At 32.4% G+C, this 18,328-nt stretch carries 20 protein-coding genes; 10 read left to right on the top strand and 10 right to left on the bottom strand.

The window, feature by feature from the left end; all coding sequences use genetic code 11:
• Nucleotides 1-4: 4 nt before the first annotated feature.
• On the bottom strand, nucleotides 5-244 hold the full coding sequence (locus F1Z66_RS08360) for a hypothetical protein (protein ID WP_149863164.1): 240 nt from the start codon (nucleotides 242-244) through the stop codon (nucleotides 5-7).
• 522 nt (nucleotides 245-766) lie between these two features.
• On the opposite strand from F1Z66_RS08360, the gene F1Z66_RS08355 reads away from it, so the two are divergent.
• From F1Z66_RS08355 to F1Z66_RS08345, 3 genes are all read left to right on the top strand, one after another.
• On the top strand, nucleotides 767-997 hold the full coding sequence (locus F1Z66_RS08355; protein ID WP_159357676.1) for a hypothetical protein: 231 nt from the start codon (nucleotides 767-769) through the stop codon (nucleotides 995-997).
• A 312-nt stretch (nucleotides 998-1,309) separates the two neighbouring features.
• Nucleotides 1,310-1,705, top strand: coding sequence for a response regulator (locus tag F1Z66_RS08350; protein ID WP_149863162.1), 396 nt, complete (start codon nucleotides 1,310-1,312; stop codon nucleotides 1,703-1,705).
• A gap of 594 nt (nucleotides 1,706-2,299) precedes the next feature.
• Nucleotides 2,300-3,031: a cysteine hydrolase family protein gene (locus F1Z66_RS08345; RefSeq protein ID WP_149863161.1), complete on the top strand. Its 732-nt coding sequence runs from the start codon at nucleotides 2,300-2,302 to the stop codon at nucleotides 3,029-3,031.
• 785 nt (nucleotides 3,032-3,816) lie between these two features.
• Here the strand turns inward: F1Z66_RS08345 and F1Z66_RS08340 are convergent.
• The gene (locus F1Z66_RS08340; protein ID WP_159357677.1) at nucleotides 3,817-4,284 is read right to left on the bottom strand and encodes a CBS domain-containing protein; all 468 of its coding nucleotides are present in this window, start codon (nucleotides 4,282-4,284) and stop codon (nucleotides 3,817-3,819) included.
• 315 nt (nucleotides 4,285-4,599) lie between these two features.
• Here F1Z66_RS08340 and F1Z66_RS08335 point away from each other — a divergent pair, with 315 nt between their 5' ends.
• Complete coding sequence (locus F1Z66_RS08335) at nucleotides 4,600-4,827, top strand: hypothetical protein (RefSeq protein WP_149863159.1); 228 nt, start codon at nucleotides 4,600-4,602, stop codon at nucleotides 4,825-4,827.
• Between the two features lie 162 nt (nucleotides 4,828-4,989).
• Nucleotides 4,990-5,250: a hypothetical protein gene (locus F1Z66_RS08330; RefSeq protein ID WP_149863158.1), complete on the top strand. Its 261-nt coding sequence runs from the start codon at nucleotides 4,990-4,992 to the stop codon at nucleotides 5,248-5,250.
• Between the two features lie 188 nt (nucleotides 5,251-5,438).
• On the opposite strand, the gene F1Z66_RS08325 is transcribed toward F1Z66_RS08330, so the two are convergent.
• Together F1Z66_RS08325 and F1Z66_RS08320 are read right to left on the bottom strand one after the other, a co-directional pair.
• Nucleotides 5,439-5,708: a hypothetical protein gene (locus tag F1Z66_RS08325; protein WP_159357658.1), complete on the bottom strand. Its 270-nt coding sequence runs from the start codon at nucleotides 5,706-5,708 to the stop codon at nucleotides 5,439-5,441.
• 334 nt (nucleotides 5,709-6,042) lie between these two features.
• On the bottom strand, nucleotides 6,043-6,447 hold the full coding sequence (locus F1Z66_RS08320) for an ATP cone domain-containing protein (RefSeq protein ID WP_149863156.1): 405 nt from the start codon (nucleotides 6,445-6,447) through the stop codon (nucleotides 6,043-6,045).
• Between the two features lie 165 nt (nucleotides 6,448-6,612).
• Here F1Z66_RS08320 and F1Z66_RS08315 point away from each other — a divergent pair, with 165 nt between their 5' ends.
• Nucleotides 6,613-6,912, top strand: a complete 300-nt coding sequence (locus F1Z66_RS08315) for a hypothetical protein (protein WP_149863155.1) — start codon at nucleotides 6,613-6,615, stop codon at nucleotides 6,910-6,912.
• A gap of 169 nt (nucleotides 6,913-7,081) precedes the next feature.
• Nucleotides 7,082-7,255 (top strand): hypothetical protein, encoded by a 174-nt coding sequence (locus F1Z66_RS15445; RefSeq protein ID WP_154670523.1) that lies wholly within the window; start codon nucleotides 7,082-7,084, stop codon nucleotides 7,253-7,255.
• A gap of 884 nt (nucleotides 7,256-8,139) precedes the next feature.
• Here F1Z66_RS15445 and F1Z66_RS08310 read toward each other — a convergent pair.
• The 3 genes from F1Z66_RS08310 to F1Z66_RS08300 all read right to left on the bottom strand — a co-directional run bounded on the left by F1Z66_RS08310 (nucleotide 8,140) and on the right by F1Z66_RS08300 (nucleotide 10,659).
• Nucleotides 8,140-8,874 carry a DDE-type integrase/transposase/recombinase gene (locus tag F1Z66_RS08310; RefSeq protein ID WP_149863154.1) on the bottom strand — a complete coding sequence of 245 codons (735 nt, stop codon included), beginning with the start codon at nucleotides 8,872-8,874 and terminating at the stop codon, nucleotides 8,140-8,142.
• A gap of 283 nt (nucleotides 8,875-9,157) precedes the next feature.
• A complete protein-coding gene (locus F1Z66_RS08305) occupies nucleotides 9,158-9,586 on the bottom strand; it encodes a universal stress protein (protein WP_149863153.1) in 429 nt (142 codons plus the stop codon).
• A gap of 494 nt (nucleotides 9,587-10,080) precedes the next feature.
• Entirely contained in the window at nucleotides 10,081-10,659 is a 579-nt protein-coding gene (locus F1Z66_RS08300; RefSeq protein WP_149863152.1) for an NADPH-dependent FMN reductase, read from the bottom strand.
• Between the two features lie 777 nt (nucleotides 10,660-11,436).
• On the opposite strand from F1Z66_RS08300, the gene F1Z66_RS08295 reads away from it, so the two are divergent.
• The gene (locus F1Z66_RS08295; RefSeq protein ID WP_149863151.1) at nucleotides 11,437-11,613 is read left to right on the top strand and encodes an FAD-binding protein; all 177 of its coding nucleotides are present in this window, start codon (nucleotides 11,437-11,439) and stop codon (nucleotides 11,611-11,613) included.
• 256 nt (nucleotides 11,614-11,869) lie between these two features.
• Entirely contained in the window at nucleotides 11,870-12,043 is a 174-nt protein-coding gene (locus F1Z66_RS08290; RefSeq protein WP_149863150.1) for a CDGSH iron-sulfur domain-containing protein, read from the top strand.
• A gap of 522 nt (nucleotides 12,044-12,565) precedes the next feature.
• Here F1Z66_RS08290 and F1Z66_RS08285 read toward each other — a convergent pair.
• Nucleotides 12,566-12,784, bottom strand: coding sequence for a hypothetical protein (locus tag F1Z66_RS08285; protein WP_149863149.1), 219 nt, complete (start codon nucleotides 12,782-12,784; stop codon nucleotides 12,566-12,568).
• 754 nt (nucleotides 12,785-13,538) lie between these two features.
• Between F1Z66_RS08285 and F1Z66_RS08280 the strand changes: the two genes are divergently transcribed.
• Nucleotides 13,539-14,783: a patatin-like phospholipase family protein gene (locus F1Z66_RS08280; protein WP_159357657.1), complete on the top strand. Its 1,245-nt coding sequence runs from the start codon at nucleotides 13,539-13,541 to the stop codon at nucleotides 14,781-14,783.
• 313 nt (nucleotides 14,784-15,096) lie between these two features.
• On the opposite strand, the gene F1Z66_RS08275 is transcribed toward F1Z66_RS08280, so the two are convergent.
• Together F1Z66_RS08275 and F1Z66_RS08270 are read right to left on the bottom strand one after the other, a co-directional pair.
• Nucleotides 15,097-16,203, bottom strand: coding sequence for a Rieske 2Fe-2S domain-containing protein (locus F1Z66_RS08275; RefSeq protein WP_149863147.1), 1,107 nt, complete (start codon nucleotides 16,201-16,203; stop codon nucleotides 15,097-15,099).
• Nucleotides 16,204-17,221: 1,018 nt separating this feature from the next.
• The gene (locus tag F1Z66_RS08270) at nucleotides 17,222-18,289 is read right to left on the bottom strand and encodes a prohibitin family protein (RefSeq protein WP_149863146.1); all 1,068 of its coding nucleotides are present in this window, start codon (nucleotides 18,287-18,289) and stop codon (nucleotides 17,222-17,224) included.
• Nucleotides 18,290-18,328 lie beyond the last annotated feature (39 nt).

Below are 18,328 nucleotides of genomic sequence, written 5' to 3'. Positions count from 1 at the left end.
TATTTCATGATCGAGGATAAACAAATTCAACAGCAATAGAATCTCTGTAATCCCTTATTTGTAACCGCTCTAATAATGTATCCAAGCTCCTGTCGCAGTCTAGTACTTTTTGATCTTTTATTGCAAAATGATTACCGGGGTAATATTTTTCAAAATATCCGTAATTTGAATGAAACCATTCTAGTCTATTTCTAATTTTCTCTACCTTCTCAATATCCAAAGCTCTAACAAATTCTAGGTTCATATCATGTCTAAAAAGATACTATTTAATCATTAAATAAAAACAAACTAGTTCAATATTCTAAATTATGCAGTCTTTATAGTATAATTTAGACATCAAAGTTTGCTTTAAAATTGCATCGTCATTAACAAGTATCAATTCAAAAATAAGTACAATGGTATATGATAAGGATAACAAAAACAACTATAATAGAGGCCTAGCCTAGCGGATTAAGAAACAAGAGAGCGAGGAGCATATGCAAGTGAAGAGGTCAACATAAGAAAAGAGGACTTCATTATGTTGATGAAGAAGATAGAAAAAGACTAACAAGTGAAGGCGATAAGGCTTAGTTTATATATATAATAACATTTTATTTTTATCTCTTATATTAAACTATTTTGTTATAATACCATCACTTTAACAAATCAACAAGTCAATTCATCCATTCATAATAACCAGTATTGCCTATTCACCGATAGACTTTGTACAAGTATTTCAGCCTTTTACCAAAAATTCATATATATTTAGTAATGAATGATGTTAACAATGCCATTGCCCATTGCTTTCGCCGTTATGGTGATGGAAATTGAAGAATTTGTGAATCTATTTAACGTCTTTTTAGAAAGGTCTGGTTATGATTCTATTTCGTTTACTGATCCTATAGTGGCTCTAGAATACTTCATTAAGAATCGTGATAAAATTAACATGATTATTACAGATCTGAGAATGCCTAATCTAAATGAGATAGAGATTGCAATAAAAAGTAACAGAATATAGCGAGACAGTGAAGATTCTTTTAATCACCGCTTTTGTGGTGGATGCTTGCTTACAAAGTGACAAATTTAAACAAGCTCAGATTATCGGAATACTTCAAAAGCCATTTAGTTTAAAAGACCTAGGACCCAAAATCAGTGAAATACTATCTGTTTAAGATTGGTTTTAAATCGGATAAAATTCATTTAATTTGCAATATATTCTTCATTAATTCAACATATTGACTTCGATTATATTTTAATTCCAATATTTGATATAAATACTCAGTTTTAATGGTATTTTGCGTCAACATTTTCAAAATCTTATATACTAATTATGGTCATTGTAAATACGGCCATTCGACCATTAGTCATGGTAGTGGACGATGAAGAAGAACTTGTAGAACTTTATAGCCGGTTCATAGAATTAAGTGGGCTGGATTGCGAGTATTTTACTGATCCCAAAGAGGCTTTGGACAACTTTAGTCTGAATTATCACAGATATAGTCTAGTAATCACCGATTTGAGAATGCCATCTCTAGGTGGAATAGACTTTGCTAAAAGAATACGCGAATACAATAAATCAGTCAAGATCTTGTTAATTACTAATTTCTTGATAGAGTCAAATCTGGATTATGATGAGGTAAAGCAAGCAGGAATAGATATGGTTTTTGAAAAGCCTTTTCATTTTAAAGATTTAAGGCCTATTATAAAAGAGATTTTGGGTGCATAGACAATAAATGGCTATTTCTAATCGAACATTGACCTTTTATTGTCATCAATTAGATAAAAGTATTCTATCTACATCCAGTTATTCCTTTTTGTAAAGTTGCTTTTTCTGGACTTTGATTTGATATATTCTTTCAGACCAACCAACCAACTTGTCTACCCCCGATCTTATTTTCTAAGATATATTTTTATTTTCGTCATTTGCATTTTATCCCTGACCCAAAGGCCTCTCAGGCCTTTTGACTTACTAAAACCTTATTCCATAAGCAGTATTAACTAGTTTTTGGTAACTAACTTAGTCTTACAATCTCTCCACTTTATTTACATCATTTTAGTTGCTGCGTTAAAAAGCATTTTGATACATCTAGTTTTTGGATTCTGATCATAGAGTACTCTACTAATAATGATAGTTAATATTTACAAACACAATTCGTAATGCATTCAAATTCATTTTCCATTATTTTGTTTTCATTTTCCATCTAATTATTAAATATTATTGTTGATTTGATTAAAATAGAAATAGCCTAGAGATTTCCCATTAATAGTTCATAGTCATTTCATACAGTATTCTTTTTAATTGCCCCATGTAACTATAATAATGTCTCGAGATTCCATCGAAGCAATAAATTTTAGATTTGGACTTGTCGTGATTGATATGCAAAATGGCTTTGTAAGCAAAGGTGGTTCCTATGATCATTTGGGAATGAATATCCAAGACTATCAAAAGGTCATCCCAAAAGTAAAGGAATTGATTCAGTTTTGCAGAACAAAAAATATACCAATATTTTATACAGAAGCAGTTAGAGAGGCAACTGGTATAGACCTCTTAACCCGTTTTCATAGACTTTTACCTTTAGCAAGAGAAGAGAGACTCAAAGTTCCTATCACAGTAAGAGGGACATGGGATGCCCAAACAATAGATGAAATCAAACCCACAGAAAATGACCACATAGTTATCAAACGAAGAGACGGTGCATTTCAAGATACTGAACTAAGGGTGTGGCTTCAAAGTGAAGGAATTAATACTCTTGTATTCTGTGGAATTGACACCTCTATATGCGTAGAGACATCATTACGTGAGGCGTTTAATATTGGATATGATGTTATACTAGTTTCTGATTCAACAGCTTCGGGAAACAAAAGACATTATGAAACGACATTAGAAAGGGTAAGAGACTATTACGGTCTTGTACTTGATACAGCGAGATTCTACAAATTGATAAATTCGCTTGAAGATTTAGAATCAGGTAAAATGGATTACAATAAACTCGGCGAGAAATATGAAAAGTTTCTAAGTGAATTTAGTCTAATCGATGTCAGGAAAAAATAATCCACCATACCACACAATCATACAGGACCATTAGTTTTTTATATGATTTTTTATAATGGTTGTCTAGCACCATAAAACAAGAAAATACTAGAAGAGTAGATCATGAGGTTAACTCTATAATTCTCAATGTTGCTATAAATTATATCAAGTGAAGAAAATCCGATTCCCACAATCAGAATCATTGATCTTGACTTTTGAAACGCAATTCTGGAGGCTATTTAACCAATAATGCATATTTGATTATAAAGTAAATAACCTGGCCGCAACTATTGAGCATCAATGTATTCGAATGGGATCATTCGTATTCGTTCATAAGTTATGTAACAGCATAGTTCAATGGATATCTCGGGTAATATTTTATAAACCTTCACACCGCTGGTTAATTCCTAATTATGATACAAGTATATCGAAAATAGGCAGATGCTTTTCATATTTTATATTAAATTACTCATGGTTGGTACCTATAGACTGATATGAACTAGATATCTACATTATCTTATACATAATATGTAAAGCAATGTTGAAATTTTGCCGAGGATGGTTCAAATTGAATAGATGGTAATTTTAGATGCAATTCAAGACAATAAGCAGAATATGTTAATTGCTGATTGTTATAATCAATAAGAACGTAAATTAGCCGTTGTTAATCATACATCTTGATTATTCTGATTGAATTGAGATTTAATATCTATAACAACCATAATTTCGTTTCTATTTATAAGTGGGATATATGTAAACCGTTATTAGATTCTATTCAAAAGAAAGCCAATACATTAATTGTATGCCTATTCGATAAAAGTATTATTGAACCAAAATTGTGAAATTTCATTTTTCAATTTATCTTCTGGGATAGGAAGATGAGCTCCTACTGTAGTAGAAAGCAATTCTTTGTTATTTACTAAAGATCTAAAAATATCTTTATCTGTAATAATTCCGACTAGTTTCTCTTTTTCCAATATCAGTATTCTTCTTATTTTCTTTTCGTACATCAATTTTATTGCATCATAAACTGATGCTTTAGAAGAGAGCGTTATCAATGGGCGACTCATATAGTCTCGTATGGGAACTAATAGTTGTTGTGGCTGTATCATCCCAATTGTTTTGACTATATCTCTTTCGGTAATAATTCCAATTGGTCTTCTGGTGTTTATATCGTCTACTATAACCACTGAACCGATGTCGTTGTTTGACATTATTTTTGAAATGGTTATCAAGTTTAAATCCTGTTCAGCAACTATTATGTTTTTATTCATAAGATTCGTGATTGCTAGGGATTCGAGACCCATCGTTGTAATATAACACTATTCATGTAAAATAGTTTATTATTTCATAATTTCTTTATTAGAGCAGTATTTGCTTAACAACTTGAAAGTACGATTAATTTTAACATTCAGTATCATTTTCGGCAGAATATGAGTCTTGATATTGTTATTGATTTAAAATCATACCAATGGAATAAATAATCGTATTCTATAAACCCTGTGGTATGGTATTTCTATGTTACAACGAGTTGTACGGCTCTGTTCACTTAAGGAAATCTTATAGCTTGAAGATATCCCATCTCTTTTATGAACACGAGAAACAGAACACCTTCAGAATACATATGCTATGGTTTGTATTTGTATTTGTATTTGTATTTGTATTTGTATTTTTCAGGTCTGTCTCTTAGGAGAACTTCTGAAAGACTATCTTGTTTTATCAAGCGGAACCATGTATCGATTTGGAATTGGATTCAGGAATACCATCCCATAAAGATATCATCCAAACGAAAGAGAATTTCAGAATTCATTGTATAGATGAGACCCCATGTTGAAGGTCGGCTCAGAGTACATCTGTCTATGGATTTCTATCGAACCAAAAAAAAAAACAAACAGATCCTCGCACTTATTTTGCCAATATCTCAAAGGAGAGAAACATGTTTGTTGCCGAACACTTTCTAGCAGGTATTGTTAGAGAGTATGGAAAGCATGTATCCAGTTTCTACCGATGGTGGTACATGGTATCCAATGGGTTGTAGGTTCCTTGGAATTGAACATCACATTCATTCCTCTGTGGAGAAAAGCTTGATAGAACGAACAATGCAATATATTAAGGATAGAACCGAATGCTTTGATGACTACTTTCCGTGTAGAATGAAGAATTGTAAGTTAAAGCATGTAAGCAACTGGTTAAATCTCTTTGTCGATTATCATAACAAGGAGTTAAAACGCGTTAACTGAACAGAGCCATTTGTACTAATATGAAAAATGAGTATTCAAATATGATTATTTCAAAGAAATTATACATCAGCATTGATGTCGGACAACTATGAATACTAAAAAAATGGAAAATATTTTGTATTGACTTACATATATAAATCACTTATAAGTACTATCTATTCATTTAATCCTTTTTCCTGTTGAGGACGCTAATTTGAATTAGCCTCTGATGGATTTTCTGGACTTTGATCCTGAATATTGTGACAGTCGAGCCCTTCATCACCTGCTGAATTCTGTGAATTAACGTTAATTTCTGCACAATTTTGACCGCCTATAATCAAATCACCTTTTTGATATATACTTTGGTTGTTGTTTACTTCAATATCACTATTACTGGCGTCTGGAGTATTAACTGGAGTATTATAAAAAAAGGCTGCCATTGCTATTCCTGATGTCAGGAATGCTAACTGGAGTACCATCTAAGAGACCTCCAAATACTGACGTCGTTGATGATACCCCTACAAGAACCGATGCCATCATGACAATGACTACTTCTAATTTTACTTTCATGAGGATAGATAATGAAACGAATATATACTAGGTATTTAACATGATACTAAAAAAGTTATAGCAATTTATCTAAGTGTATTCTGTTATTTGAGTTACAAATGTAAATCAAATCATGACTATAAAATGTATTATACCTACTGATAAACTAGCTGATTCTTAGGAAATTGATAGTACATAAAAAAATTTCATAACTTACGATGAGTTTGATATTTAACAAGTATAAATTATAAAAGTCAGCAGAATCTACCTCTTTGCACCACTTCCAGTTGGGTTATCCTTGTCCTTTGCGAATTGTTTTTGATGTGACTCCGAAATAGGTATAGTTTTTGAATCGTGTTTAATATCATGTGTTTGTTCTTCTCTCATTCTTGTAACTTTATTTTTACTATAACCTGAGTACGATTCAGCTATGGTTGTTTGATTTCTGTTCCTTAGTTCATTTATTACAAACTCTCTTATTTTATTGGAACCTATCATATTATTATTTTCGTTGATTTTTATAAATTCATGTATTGATGCAGATATGTCTTTTGCCATAGTAAAAGGAATACCAGCTCTACTGATTGATGATGTTAATTTGTCTATATCAAAGTTCTCAGACCTATTGTTTCTTTTTCTTACGATAATAGAGTTAGATGAATTTTGCATAATGAAAAGGACAAGTTAAAGCATATAGACTTTATTAATTTCTGAAGTATAAATATAATTTTTACCAAAAAATAATCAAATCTTTCATTTATTTAAAGTGTTTGATATATATTGTATTATTCTTATACTATCCTTTTATAGCATTATAATAGATAGTTATTTAAAATGACTAATCAGAAAATGATAATTTCAGGCATTTATTTGGGATTGGTGATCATGTTATTTTCCTCAGGCAGCGCATTAACCATAGCACTAGCCCAAACCAATTCAAGGGCCCAAACAAACAATGGCGGCGGAGAAAATAAATCAAATAAGCAAAATTATGATAATTTTCAGAATTGCCTTGATAATATAGCTGGAACTACAGGATTTGCTACAATACCACAGATCCGAGAATGTTTTATTGCATCTTATAACATCCATGATGATGACGATGATGACGATGATGACCTTTTTGAAGATTGACAGGTAAAAATGATTGAAACTGCCTACATAAGAGCAATTTATTAAAAAATGATAAAACCCGAAGGTGTTGATAGACATCCTCATGCTCTTACACATTCTTTAGATACGGATACATTACCAAATTCCAACACGAAATCCTAATATTTACAGTTGCACTAATACAATAAGTTTGTTACAAGGTCCTACAGTTAATGTTCCCACTACAGTAAAAAAATTCAAACAATGGAAAGTATCTAAAATAACTGCAGATCCGGAAAGCGTTGACTACCACTTTCGCAATTCGCCTGTTATATCGGGCATTGGCGTCAACCCTGAATTCATGACATCCCATAATTCTACATAACAAAATTAGACTGTTTACGTAAATAATATATCAATATTTACTGTTCTAAAAAAAACAATTTGTGCGACAATCTTTATCATTGTAAATATATTTGTCTTATTAGTTGATCTATAATGGATTTTATTATGTCATAAGCAAACCACTTGTAGTCCTTACTTAGGAACTAATTCAAGAAGTTCGAATTGTTTTAGTAATAATGTATTGGTCATCACCACTCCATATAATTCATGAGTTTTTATCGGTAGTTAACAAGATATTGAGAAGGTTGTCCTCAACCCGATGGGCTAGTTATCCCTGTATAAGTTTTTTCTTGTTTATATTCTCCATTAAAGGCAGATATATTTCTCAATGGTTCTTCAGATATTACCTGATTGTCAAGGAATACTAGACCATTGCATCCCCTTGGAGTTAATACAGGTCATGAAGAACTAATGATATTTGTTGTCTCCGCTAGAGATGTAAGATTGTAAGTGGCTCCCATTAATTTTATTAGCGTGTTTATAAGACTGAATAATAAATATGATGGAGCACCATCATCTTTGTTTAGTTCAAATAGGTAAACATTCAAGAAATTATTTTTACTAGTCAACAGAAAAGGACCAATTCTCAGATCTGTGGAAATGTTCGAACGATTAGGTTTAGATCCAAGGTATTTAGTTACGGGTATAGGTGGGAAATTGTTCCTTTGATCCCTAATTCCTATATAAAACATATCCTATATACAGGTACGAGGGATTTCTATTACTATATTTTCCATCGATATAATAGATTGTCAGAGGACCATGGACAACCGGATCATATTTGGTCAACATATTGATAGGATAAACACTTTTTTGATTCTGCTACTCGAGTAATTATATTCATAGTTATACTTTTTCAATTTATCATCTCATAATATCAAAATTGACAAATCCACTCTTTATATTGTTTGACAATGGCGAACCTATCCATTTTCCAGATATAATGGTGCCATTTATATCAGACCCAATATCTATTGGGCTCTGTTCATTTGACAAGTTTGATCTCGCTATTATGATAACCAAAAACATATTCAACCAATTTCTTACATGATTTAGTTTGCAGTTCTTTACTCTGCAGGAAAAGTAATCATCAAAACTTTCTGTCCTATTCTTTATGAACTGCATTGTTCTTTCAATGATACTTTTCTCATAAGGGGAATGGTTGTGATGTTTGAGTCCCAAGAACATACAGGCCATGGGGTACCATGTACCACCATCCGGAGAAATTGGACGTTTTCCATTAAATTTTATTAAACCGCCAATGAATCTTTCAGCTACAAACATGTTTCTTTCTTTAGAGATAGACAGTGCGAGAATTTGACTGTTTTCGGGTTCAGTTGCAACCCAGAGCCAGACAAACTCTGATCCCACCTTCAACATGGTCTCATCTATTATATACTCTAGAACTCTTCTTCTAGTTGACTTCAGCTTTTGAGGCTTGTACTTTTGAATCCAGTTCCATTTTTTAGCTAATAAAACATGATTTCTTTTGAAAAGTTGAGATAGTATTTCGGAGGCTCTCCTGAGAGAAAAACCTGAAAAGTATAGATGTAGTGTATAATATACATAATTTGAAGGTGTTTTATTTCTGGTAATCACAAAGGAGATAGAACATCTTCAAGCTATAAGATTTCGTTAAATGAACAGAGCCATCTATTGGTAATTGCGCATCTACAAATTCTACAATTTTCGTACATGATGTCTAAAGATAGAGAATAATAGGACAGCAAATAATAATTTTCCCCATAATTTAGAACTACAATAATATATAACAAGCAGGGTTTAAATTTAAAATTTAATATTGACAATAAAAAGTAAGATAATCACAGAGCATGAGAGATAAATCAGCATTTTCTTGTACCCTCTCACGCGGTTCTCATTTTTATTTTATGATTAACATAGGCTTATTGGTGTGATGAAATACATTATGGGCTACACTTCCCATGATGGCTGTTTTAAACTTGCCACGTCCTCTACTTCCCATAACTATAACATCGACATTTTTCTGATCAGCATGATCAATTATAATAGGTGCAACTTGGTTCCCTCTAATTAATACTGGTTCGTATTTTACATCAAATTCTCGAGATTCTTCATCAACCCTTTCAAAAACTTTTTTTGATTCATTCTCTAATGCATCAATTATGGAATCGACGATTATTTGGGATTGAACATACCCAACAGGAAGTATTTCTAGTACATTTAAAACCGATAACTTAGACCCCAGTTTGGAACTTAAAAATAAGGCATGTCGTAAAGATCTAATAGAGTTTTCAGATCCATCTACTGGAGCAAGGATTTTAGAGTACAATGTTTGCTATAATAATACAACATATATATTGATTCATTGGAATATTTGAGCAATCATCTTTGAATTTATACTAAAAGATTAAATTCATACTTATTCAGTATGTTATTAACCTGAGACATAAACAAATCGTCCTTTTGTCCTCAAATTGAGTGAAAATAAAGAGTTGGTATATATTATCTTAAGATATCTGAATTCACCATGTACTTTATCTATACAATAGTTTACCATATGAAAAGATTAGATCACTTTCAAAATACAAAGTGTGAATTCTTTCCTTTAGTGTGGACATAGAAATGAGTATACTATAAAAAACAGTTTGACTCTAATCATTAAATTTTTTAATTATTAAAAAGACTATCCGATATAATAATGGGAGTTGGATAAAACAGCATTAAGTATTGATTTAGTAACATTATCGATTTGAATCTAACATATTGCTATTTCATTTTACAAATTCTATATCCATTTGACTTTCCTGGAAATATATAAATACGTTAATCCTGTTTCGTTCGCACAGTCTTCAGAGCTTTTCCCCATTCTATGACTTCATCTAACATAGTGTTAGCAGTATTCTCATGGAAGGGTGCGGGTTTGAAAGTTGAGAAGGATTCAAAATCTGTAAACAAGGAAAGATATACTTGGGCTCTAACGGTAGCAACTTTAACTTCTGTCATGACCAAGCGCAATTGTTCAACTGCTCTTACACCTCCAGCACTACCAAAACTAACAAATCCTGCTGCCTTATTATTCCATTCTCTAAATAAAAAATCAATAGCATTTTTTAATGCAGCGGAAAAACTATGATTATATTCAGGAGTAACAAATACGAATGCATCAAATGAATTGATTTTTTCAGACCATTGCTTTGTATGCTCTTTTGAATATTGTCCCATAGATGGTGGAATAGGTTCATCCAATAGTGGAAGATTAAAATCTAAAATATCAATTAACTCAAATTCAGCATCACTTCGTCTCTTTGCAATACTGTATATCCATTTGCTTACTGCTTCACTATTGCGATTAGGCCTAGTGCTGCCAATAATAATAGCGACCTTGAGCCTTTGGCTGGCCATCTAAGTATTTTATGTCAACAAAGTTATTATAATTCTACAAATAGGTATTAATGAATCAGTGTTTATTTAATTATGGATCTATCTATCCTTTTATATGTTAACAAGATGAGGTTGCCTTTAGCCGATTTAATTCCTTATTGGCGTCTATTTTCCTATGGAAGACTTTTAGAGATCAAGTATGGAAGCCTGATTCTAATTTAGATCTATGAAACCATCACATTTAATTCCTGCGTTTATCATAAAACAATTTACTTTTTTTTGATGAATTTTCTAGCATCTTAAATTATTCTAAAAAATCCAATGGAAATAGTGAACAGTCGAGTAAGGCCAAATTAACATTCTGTAATTAACGTATTCTCAAGATTTACAAAACCAAAATTCAAAGATGGAAAAGTAATTGATGGTGGTAAAACTGATATATATTATTAGGGCAGTTGAAAATGCGAGATTGTGGTAATTTTATAGTAATGAATTTTTTTTAAGCCTTTCATCGCAAAATCCATTGCAGGAAATCAAGTCCAATTCCTACTGTGGTACCACCTAAAGTGAGATCCTATAAATTATAATTTCAGCATCTTTAAGGATACATAAATTAGTAACTACTAGTTGATTTGTTAGTTATATGATGACTTTTTTTACTCTAAAAAAGTATATTCCTTTACAATAAACGCTAAATCTAAAGATTTGCAGAATTTTGCGGTACTACCGAAATGTTCAATTGTGGTAGTATGTCACAATATTTACATTGACCCAAAATGAAAAGATTCTTTTCAATCTGTGGATGTCCTGATTATAGGTGGAGGTTCCGCTGGGCTTAGGGCCGCTATAGAAGCCCATGACGCTGGTGTAAACGTTTTATTAATTAGCAAGAGTAAAAGGGGAAATCCTCATACAGTAATGGCTAGAGGGAGTATTAATGCTGCTTTAGGTACTATGGACCCCAAGGATAACTAGATGATACATACAATCGATACTTTAAAAGAAGGTGAATTCCTTGCAGATTTTGAAAGGGCTGCAATTCTTTGCAAATGTGCCCCAGATGCTATCAGCGAACTGGATAGTTTAATTTAGTAGCATATATGGGTTTACACCCATAAAATGACATACGACAGTTAGAACTAACTATTATGATTAGTACATTCTGAATTCTTTGTTTGTAATCCAGAGAAGAAACAATATTCTTTATATATTCATGCCATGGTAATAGAATATGGTTAAAGTCGAAATGAAGTGTACCGAAAACGGACCTATCATAGTAATGGTGAATGACAAAACCTTTACCGTATTATGCCGATGTGGTGGCTCAAAGAATAAACCATATTGTGATGGAACTCATGCAAGAATAGGTTTTAAAGCAGAATCAAAAGAAATTCAGGTTTTATAATCGATTTGTTACTTTAACTTACGTAATCATTTGCCGAGATTTCATATTTTTTTGTTATTTATTGAAAATGAAACAGGCTATGTAACTTCCGTAATAGATTAATGTCTAGTTTGTCTGTCTAGATTGACGATATACTCTTTCTCAAATGCCTGCAAAATTTTGTCATATGATTCATCTATTTGATCATTTAGATCCTGAATGATATTCCTGACAGACCACTATTCTGTTTCAAAAGACTCGAACTTGAAACTCAATCTGTTTTTTTCGAAAATATAGAACCTGAACTTTAAAACAGATTTTTAAAAAACATAACCGAAGTACATGCATACACAAATTAAACTAAACTTGTCTTATATTGTAATTCAATATTGATTATAAACTAGCAACAAGAAATTAACTCAATCATTTGTCTTTTATTATGCTTAGATTAACTAGTTCGAGCAATATTTATTAATATCTCACTTCCCGACTTGCTTTAGAGCAACTTTAATCCTTTACAAATCCAAATGGAAAAAAATGTCATTATTCTTTGCTAAAGCCTTCTTTGTGTATCCAATAGCAAGAAACCTTATCAGCACTGATCCAAAAGGTCTCAGTACCTGCATCAACTTTGATTTCCTCTGAACTATCACTAAATTTCATGTTATGTTTGTGCAATTCAATGCTTTCATTGCTATCCAGTCTTATCATTACCTCACCGTTTTGTTCTAAGCATTTTTTTATGTTTTCATAATTTGCCATCTATTGTTGTGAAACCCAGCTTTTTTAAACTTTGTTACTACTTAACAATAATTCTCATATATCGCCACTTGGACCTGTCAAAAATGATGAATCATGATTATTTATCTCCTACTTATTATACAAGCAAATATGTGATCAGAATTCTCTACCGCCTAGGTATGAATGACCACGAAGTGATCATGTTATAGTTTCAGTTTCTTTTTCTGTATGACTTCGCATAGCATCCCTTAGAGTATCAGAAACAATATGAATGATCATAGGATAATCAACTTTCGGTATTATATAATCGATCTTAATTGTGTAATATCGAGTATGTTTGCTATGGCTTTAGCAACCGATTGCCAGGAATGAAAAGCAAGGTCACAAAAATATATTTATCTACTTCTTATAGTTACACTATATTTTTTCATTCTTTATATGAAAGGACTTACTATTCCTTTTATGATACCTGTAAGAAATACTAAACTACACGAACCCTTGAAAGTATCAATCTTAGAATTATAACCTCTGGGAAAGTAGTTTATGCTAAAATCTATTTTCCATTGATCGGGTCAAACCGATATTCATTTGTGGAATGCAGAATTCGAAAACCTCAATGGATAAATTTTATAAGCAATAAAGAGAGATGTATCTTATCTATTGACTCTAGGTCGCTTTTTTTTAAGCAGTGGTATGATAATCCTAGGAATACACAAGATTAGTGTTAAAAAGGTAATAGTAGTCAATCACATTCCCAATGAAGGGTTATTTGAATATGTTTAAAGATGGCTTTGAAAATGTGCTCATCCTTCAGGGCATGGGTTCCTTAGGTGCTTTTGGCTGTGGTGTCTACAAAGCTCTTGTGAAAAATAACATCGACCTAGACATAGTAGCAGGTACATCCATTGGTGGGATTAACGCCGCAATAATAGCGAGTAATACAAATAAGGAACACTCAGAAGAAATTTTAGAGGATTTTTGGTTGGAATTATCTGAAGGCTTTGTAGATATCGATACTTTTTCCATTTTTTTTGGTCAAAATAGGAGTATTGAAAGCCTGCAATCCCCTTTTTACTATAGTTTTTATCCATTTATCCCGTCTTTATCTGAAGCCATTAGTGGGATAAAAGAGGTCTATCATTCCAACAGAATTGAAATGGATGTTAAAGTCAAACAAATGAAGTCATTTTACAGTTCTGCCATTTTTGGAAATAGTAAAATGTTCATCCCCCGATGGTCACCACAATATGCTTTAAAGGACCCGGAGTACTTTATACCACAAAAATGGACCTTTATATATGATCGTTTTCCCATAGTAAAAATTCTAGATAGATATGTCGATTTTGATAAATTAAGACCCGAAACAAATTCAAATATTCGCTTGATTTTAACCGCGGTAAACGTTTTAAACTCACGACCTATTACTTTTGATAGTCATCGAGAACAAATAACTATCAAACATATCCTTGCTACATCCGCTTATCCGCTATACAATTTCCCTTGGATAGAAGTACAAAAAGGAATATACGCATGGGATGGCAGTCTTCTTAGTAACACACCGTTAAGAGAAGTTATCGCGGCCTCTCCGAAGAAAAACAAAAGAGCATTTATAGTCGAAAATTATCCCAGGAATGTAGATAATCTACCAAGGAATCTTTTTGAAGTTTATCACAGAGCAAGAGATATTATATTTTCTGATAAAACAGAACACAATGTAAGAATGTCAAAAGTAGTTTCAATGTATTTAAAATACATGGAAGAGCTTTATCAAATAGTAGATGATAACTTTGATAGGTTACAATTAGCTGATAAACAACTCAAGAGCATACGCCAAAAATATAATACATATAAACAAGAACATGGCGCCGAGATAAAAGAAATATTTCATATAAAACGCGAGGAGTTGTACCCACATATGTCCGAAAATACGGATTTTTCACTCGAAACTATCAAGAACTCAATTAAGGAAGGAGAGGAAAAGGCAAACGACATTATCGTGAATAAAAAGAACTTGAGATGAAGCAAAATATACTTTTTTTTATGATTCGCCTATTTCTTGGAAGGATATGCTATTTCATCTTTTGAATCTGAAATACATGTAAATTTGTTTAAAATATTCATCCATACTTGAGTTTATTCAATCTTGGATAGTCATGAATCATAAGTAATCGCAAGCAGACTAAATAAATCATTTTAATGGTAATTGTCTTAGGGTAATTTATAAAAACAATAATTGAAAAAAAGATTTAGGAACAGGACATGCTCAAGTTATACCAAATAATATTTACCTTTTTTAATTGCAAAAGATCAGAATGGTTATTCAAATTAATTTGTTAATAGCCTGTAAACTCCTCTACCTTGATCATTTCCTTAGAAATTTTTAATTCCTGCTGTAATAAGGTTTGCATAGCATTTAACATTGCTGGAGGGCCGCAAATATAGAATATTGAATTATGTAATGATATATCGTCAAGATACTTTAAAATCATTTCTTTATTTATTCTTCCATATTCTCCATTCCAATTCTGATTAATATTTGATTGATGCTCATCATGTTGCGTTTCACTAATAGTATAGACAATCTCTAAATTTTTGTTCAATGCTGTCCATTCATCAAACTCTTTTTTGAAAAGGATGTTTTCCTGATTTCTATTTGAATCAAAAACTACTATTTTTAAAGGTATTAGTTTATCAGTAACGTATTTAATCATGCTTCTAAAGGGAGTAACACCGATTCCACCGGATAGAAACACAGCTGGCTTTGAATAGTCGTCGTGTAACACAAATTGTCCTTCAGGACCCCTAACCTTGACTTTGGCTCCTTTCTCCAACCCAGAAAGCCTCTTTTTATATGGCGAATCCCTTATCCGGGTCGTGAACATTATAAAGTCCTCCGTTGGAGAAGAAGAAATGGTAAAATGCCTGATCGGACCCTTTGGATCATTGTTAACTTCACCTATGTCAAAAAAGGCGAATTGACCCGCAGCATAGTTTAATAGCCCTGTTTGTTGACTATCATCTACTTCATTACTAATTTTACTAAATTTAAAAGACATAACATCGGTTCCCTCCACATTAGTTTTTTCAATTAATTCTAGCTCAAATTGGAGGGAGATTTTGCTCTTACTTGTTAACTTGATGAAAATATCATTACCTTCTATTTTTACTTCATAGACAGGTTCGGGCTTATCGGCTGGTGGGCTAGTTACCTTCCCTGTTCTAACATCAAATTTAGAATTGTGCCACGGACATTCGACTTCGTATCCATTGAGAGCGCCATCTGCTAAAGGTCCTCCTTCATGAGTACAAATATTACTTATGGCGTAGTATTTTCCCCCAACATTAGCAATACATACACTCTCACCCCCAACTTGAACTTCTTTCATCTGTGATGGTTGTATATCCTTAATATCAGCTACCCTAATGAAGCCTGATTCCACAATCGTTCATTTTGTTATTCATTTCAAATAGTATATGGATTACTATTTCAAAATTTGATTAGAATCCAATCATCAAACAATGTAATTTTATTTTTAATAAATCTAATACTCTATAAACGAAATACCAAATTGTTCTTGTAATCTCGGAAAGAAACTTTGTATTTATCTAATGTTTTAAAAAAGGGTTCTTAACCTAGTCATTCTTCATTCTAAATACCGCATCAGTAATAGACAAGTTTACATCCTTGAAGTGTAGAATCAACAAATTGAAACTTAGAAGGTGTAACAATATTGCAAGGCAGATAATCGGCAGGGTTTAAAATTTTTCAGTCATACTCTTCTATCTTATACATAAGACCTATTAATTGACAAAATGATTTTAAGATTGGCTCAATTTGAAACATCAATCAGATATCGTAATCATTGACAAAATGTAAAATACAGACATAGAAATCTTGTAATGCATCCAATCATTTAAAAAGGAACTTTTAAACCCCCAAATTTTTTTAAAAATACATTGTAAATAAATAATGATGCAATAATTATAGAAGCAATATATCTTCGGTATCAAATTGTTTCATTATTCAATTCGTTATCTTTTTCTGCACTAAAATGAGGCCAAATCTTTGTCGATTCAAGTTTTCAATGCTTGCATAACGGCGATGTATGATTTCCTGAAACATTTAAAATTACCTTTTCTAAAGACAACGGGATTGAGCCTGAGACACAGAAGATATAAAAGACTCACCCCCTTAAAGTTGGGTCTCCAACTCGTTCCTTTTTAGGTAACACTCCTCTTGATCGTGTATAAGATAATAGTTTTTAACATCTTTCATTTTTTTAGCCGACAGGAAATAAATATACCATTTACATATGACAAGGAGTATTTAAAATACTGCGCATAACAAATTAAAGGATTAAGTGTATTCTAATCATCGAGGATTTTAAAAAAATTCATTATTGATGGCTAAGATTTTTATCTTAACTTGATACTGTGGTCTATATAAAAAAGAGGAAATCACCCTGAGGAAATTGTTGAACCGTTTGAAGAAGATGTATTCGTCGTCCTTGGTGGCGATTCTGAATTTGAAGTTGAACCACCTAGAGGGATTTCTATGAAGGGGATAGCTCCCAAGTTATTTGCTCCAGCGACACCAGCACCACCACCGCCACTGCTACCTGTGACTAATGGTAATTTGCCATCCCATTTCTGAGCTTGTAGCCAATTAAGATATTCAGTGCTGTTTCTAAGCTGTGTGTCTATTATTTTTATTGCTTGGGATTCACCTTCGGCTTTTAATATGTTGGCTTGACGCTGACCCTCAGCAGACGCGATATTAGCTTTTTGTTCACCCAAAGCTCGAGCTTCAGTCTGTTGGGCTTCAATTTGTATTCTACGAAGTTCATTTTGAGCCTGAAGTGCACGCTGCTCGGCTTGAACCTTGGCTTCTACAGCTTGAACGAACTGATCCGAAAATTGGAAATCGGTAATAGATATAGTCTCGGCTAATATGTTGTAGGGTGTTAACCTAGCTTCGATTTGTTCTTCGATCTCTGATTTGACTTGATCTCTTTTTGTGATCAGCTCCTCTGCATTGTAACGAGCAGTGACCTGCTTCACTGATTCTTGTATTGTTGGGACTATAACCCTGTTAGAATAATCCAGTCCAATTTCCTTGTACAGAATTTGAACTTTATCAGGGTCTATACGATAATTCAAAGCAACTTCCGTCGCAACATTCTGAAGGTCCTTTGAAGCAGATGTTGTACTTTCAACCAACTTTTGGGTTCTTACTTCCATAGGTACAATCGAATCTCTAAAAGGTAACACAAAATGAAGACCTTCGCTCAATGAAACAGATGTATCAACTGCCCCAAACTTTAGCAAAACACCTCGATTACCGGCCTCTACAATCTTGAGACTTGAAGTCAAAACAACAAAAATGACAATCACGATAATTATAGCCAGAATAGCCAGCTTTAGAGGACCTGAGAAGCCAAATCGTCCACCACCTCCAACATCTTCTAGTGGTTCACCGTCTGGAGTGATCCTTCTATTTCGCTTGGATTTAAAAAAATCTACCATTTATAAATTAAAATTATCCTATACAAGATTTAAATTTTG

The sequence above is a fragment of the Candidatus Nitrosocosmicus agrestis genome, from assembly GCF_008389435.1.
GTDB classification, from domain to species: domain Archaea; phylum Thermoproteota; class Nitrososphaeria; order Nitrososphaerales; family Nitrososphaeraceae; genus Nitrosocosmicus; species Nitrosocosmicus agrestis.
This window is presented reverse-complemented; position numbering and strand designations above follow the sequence as displayed.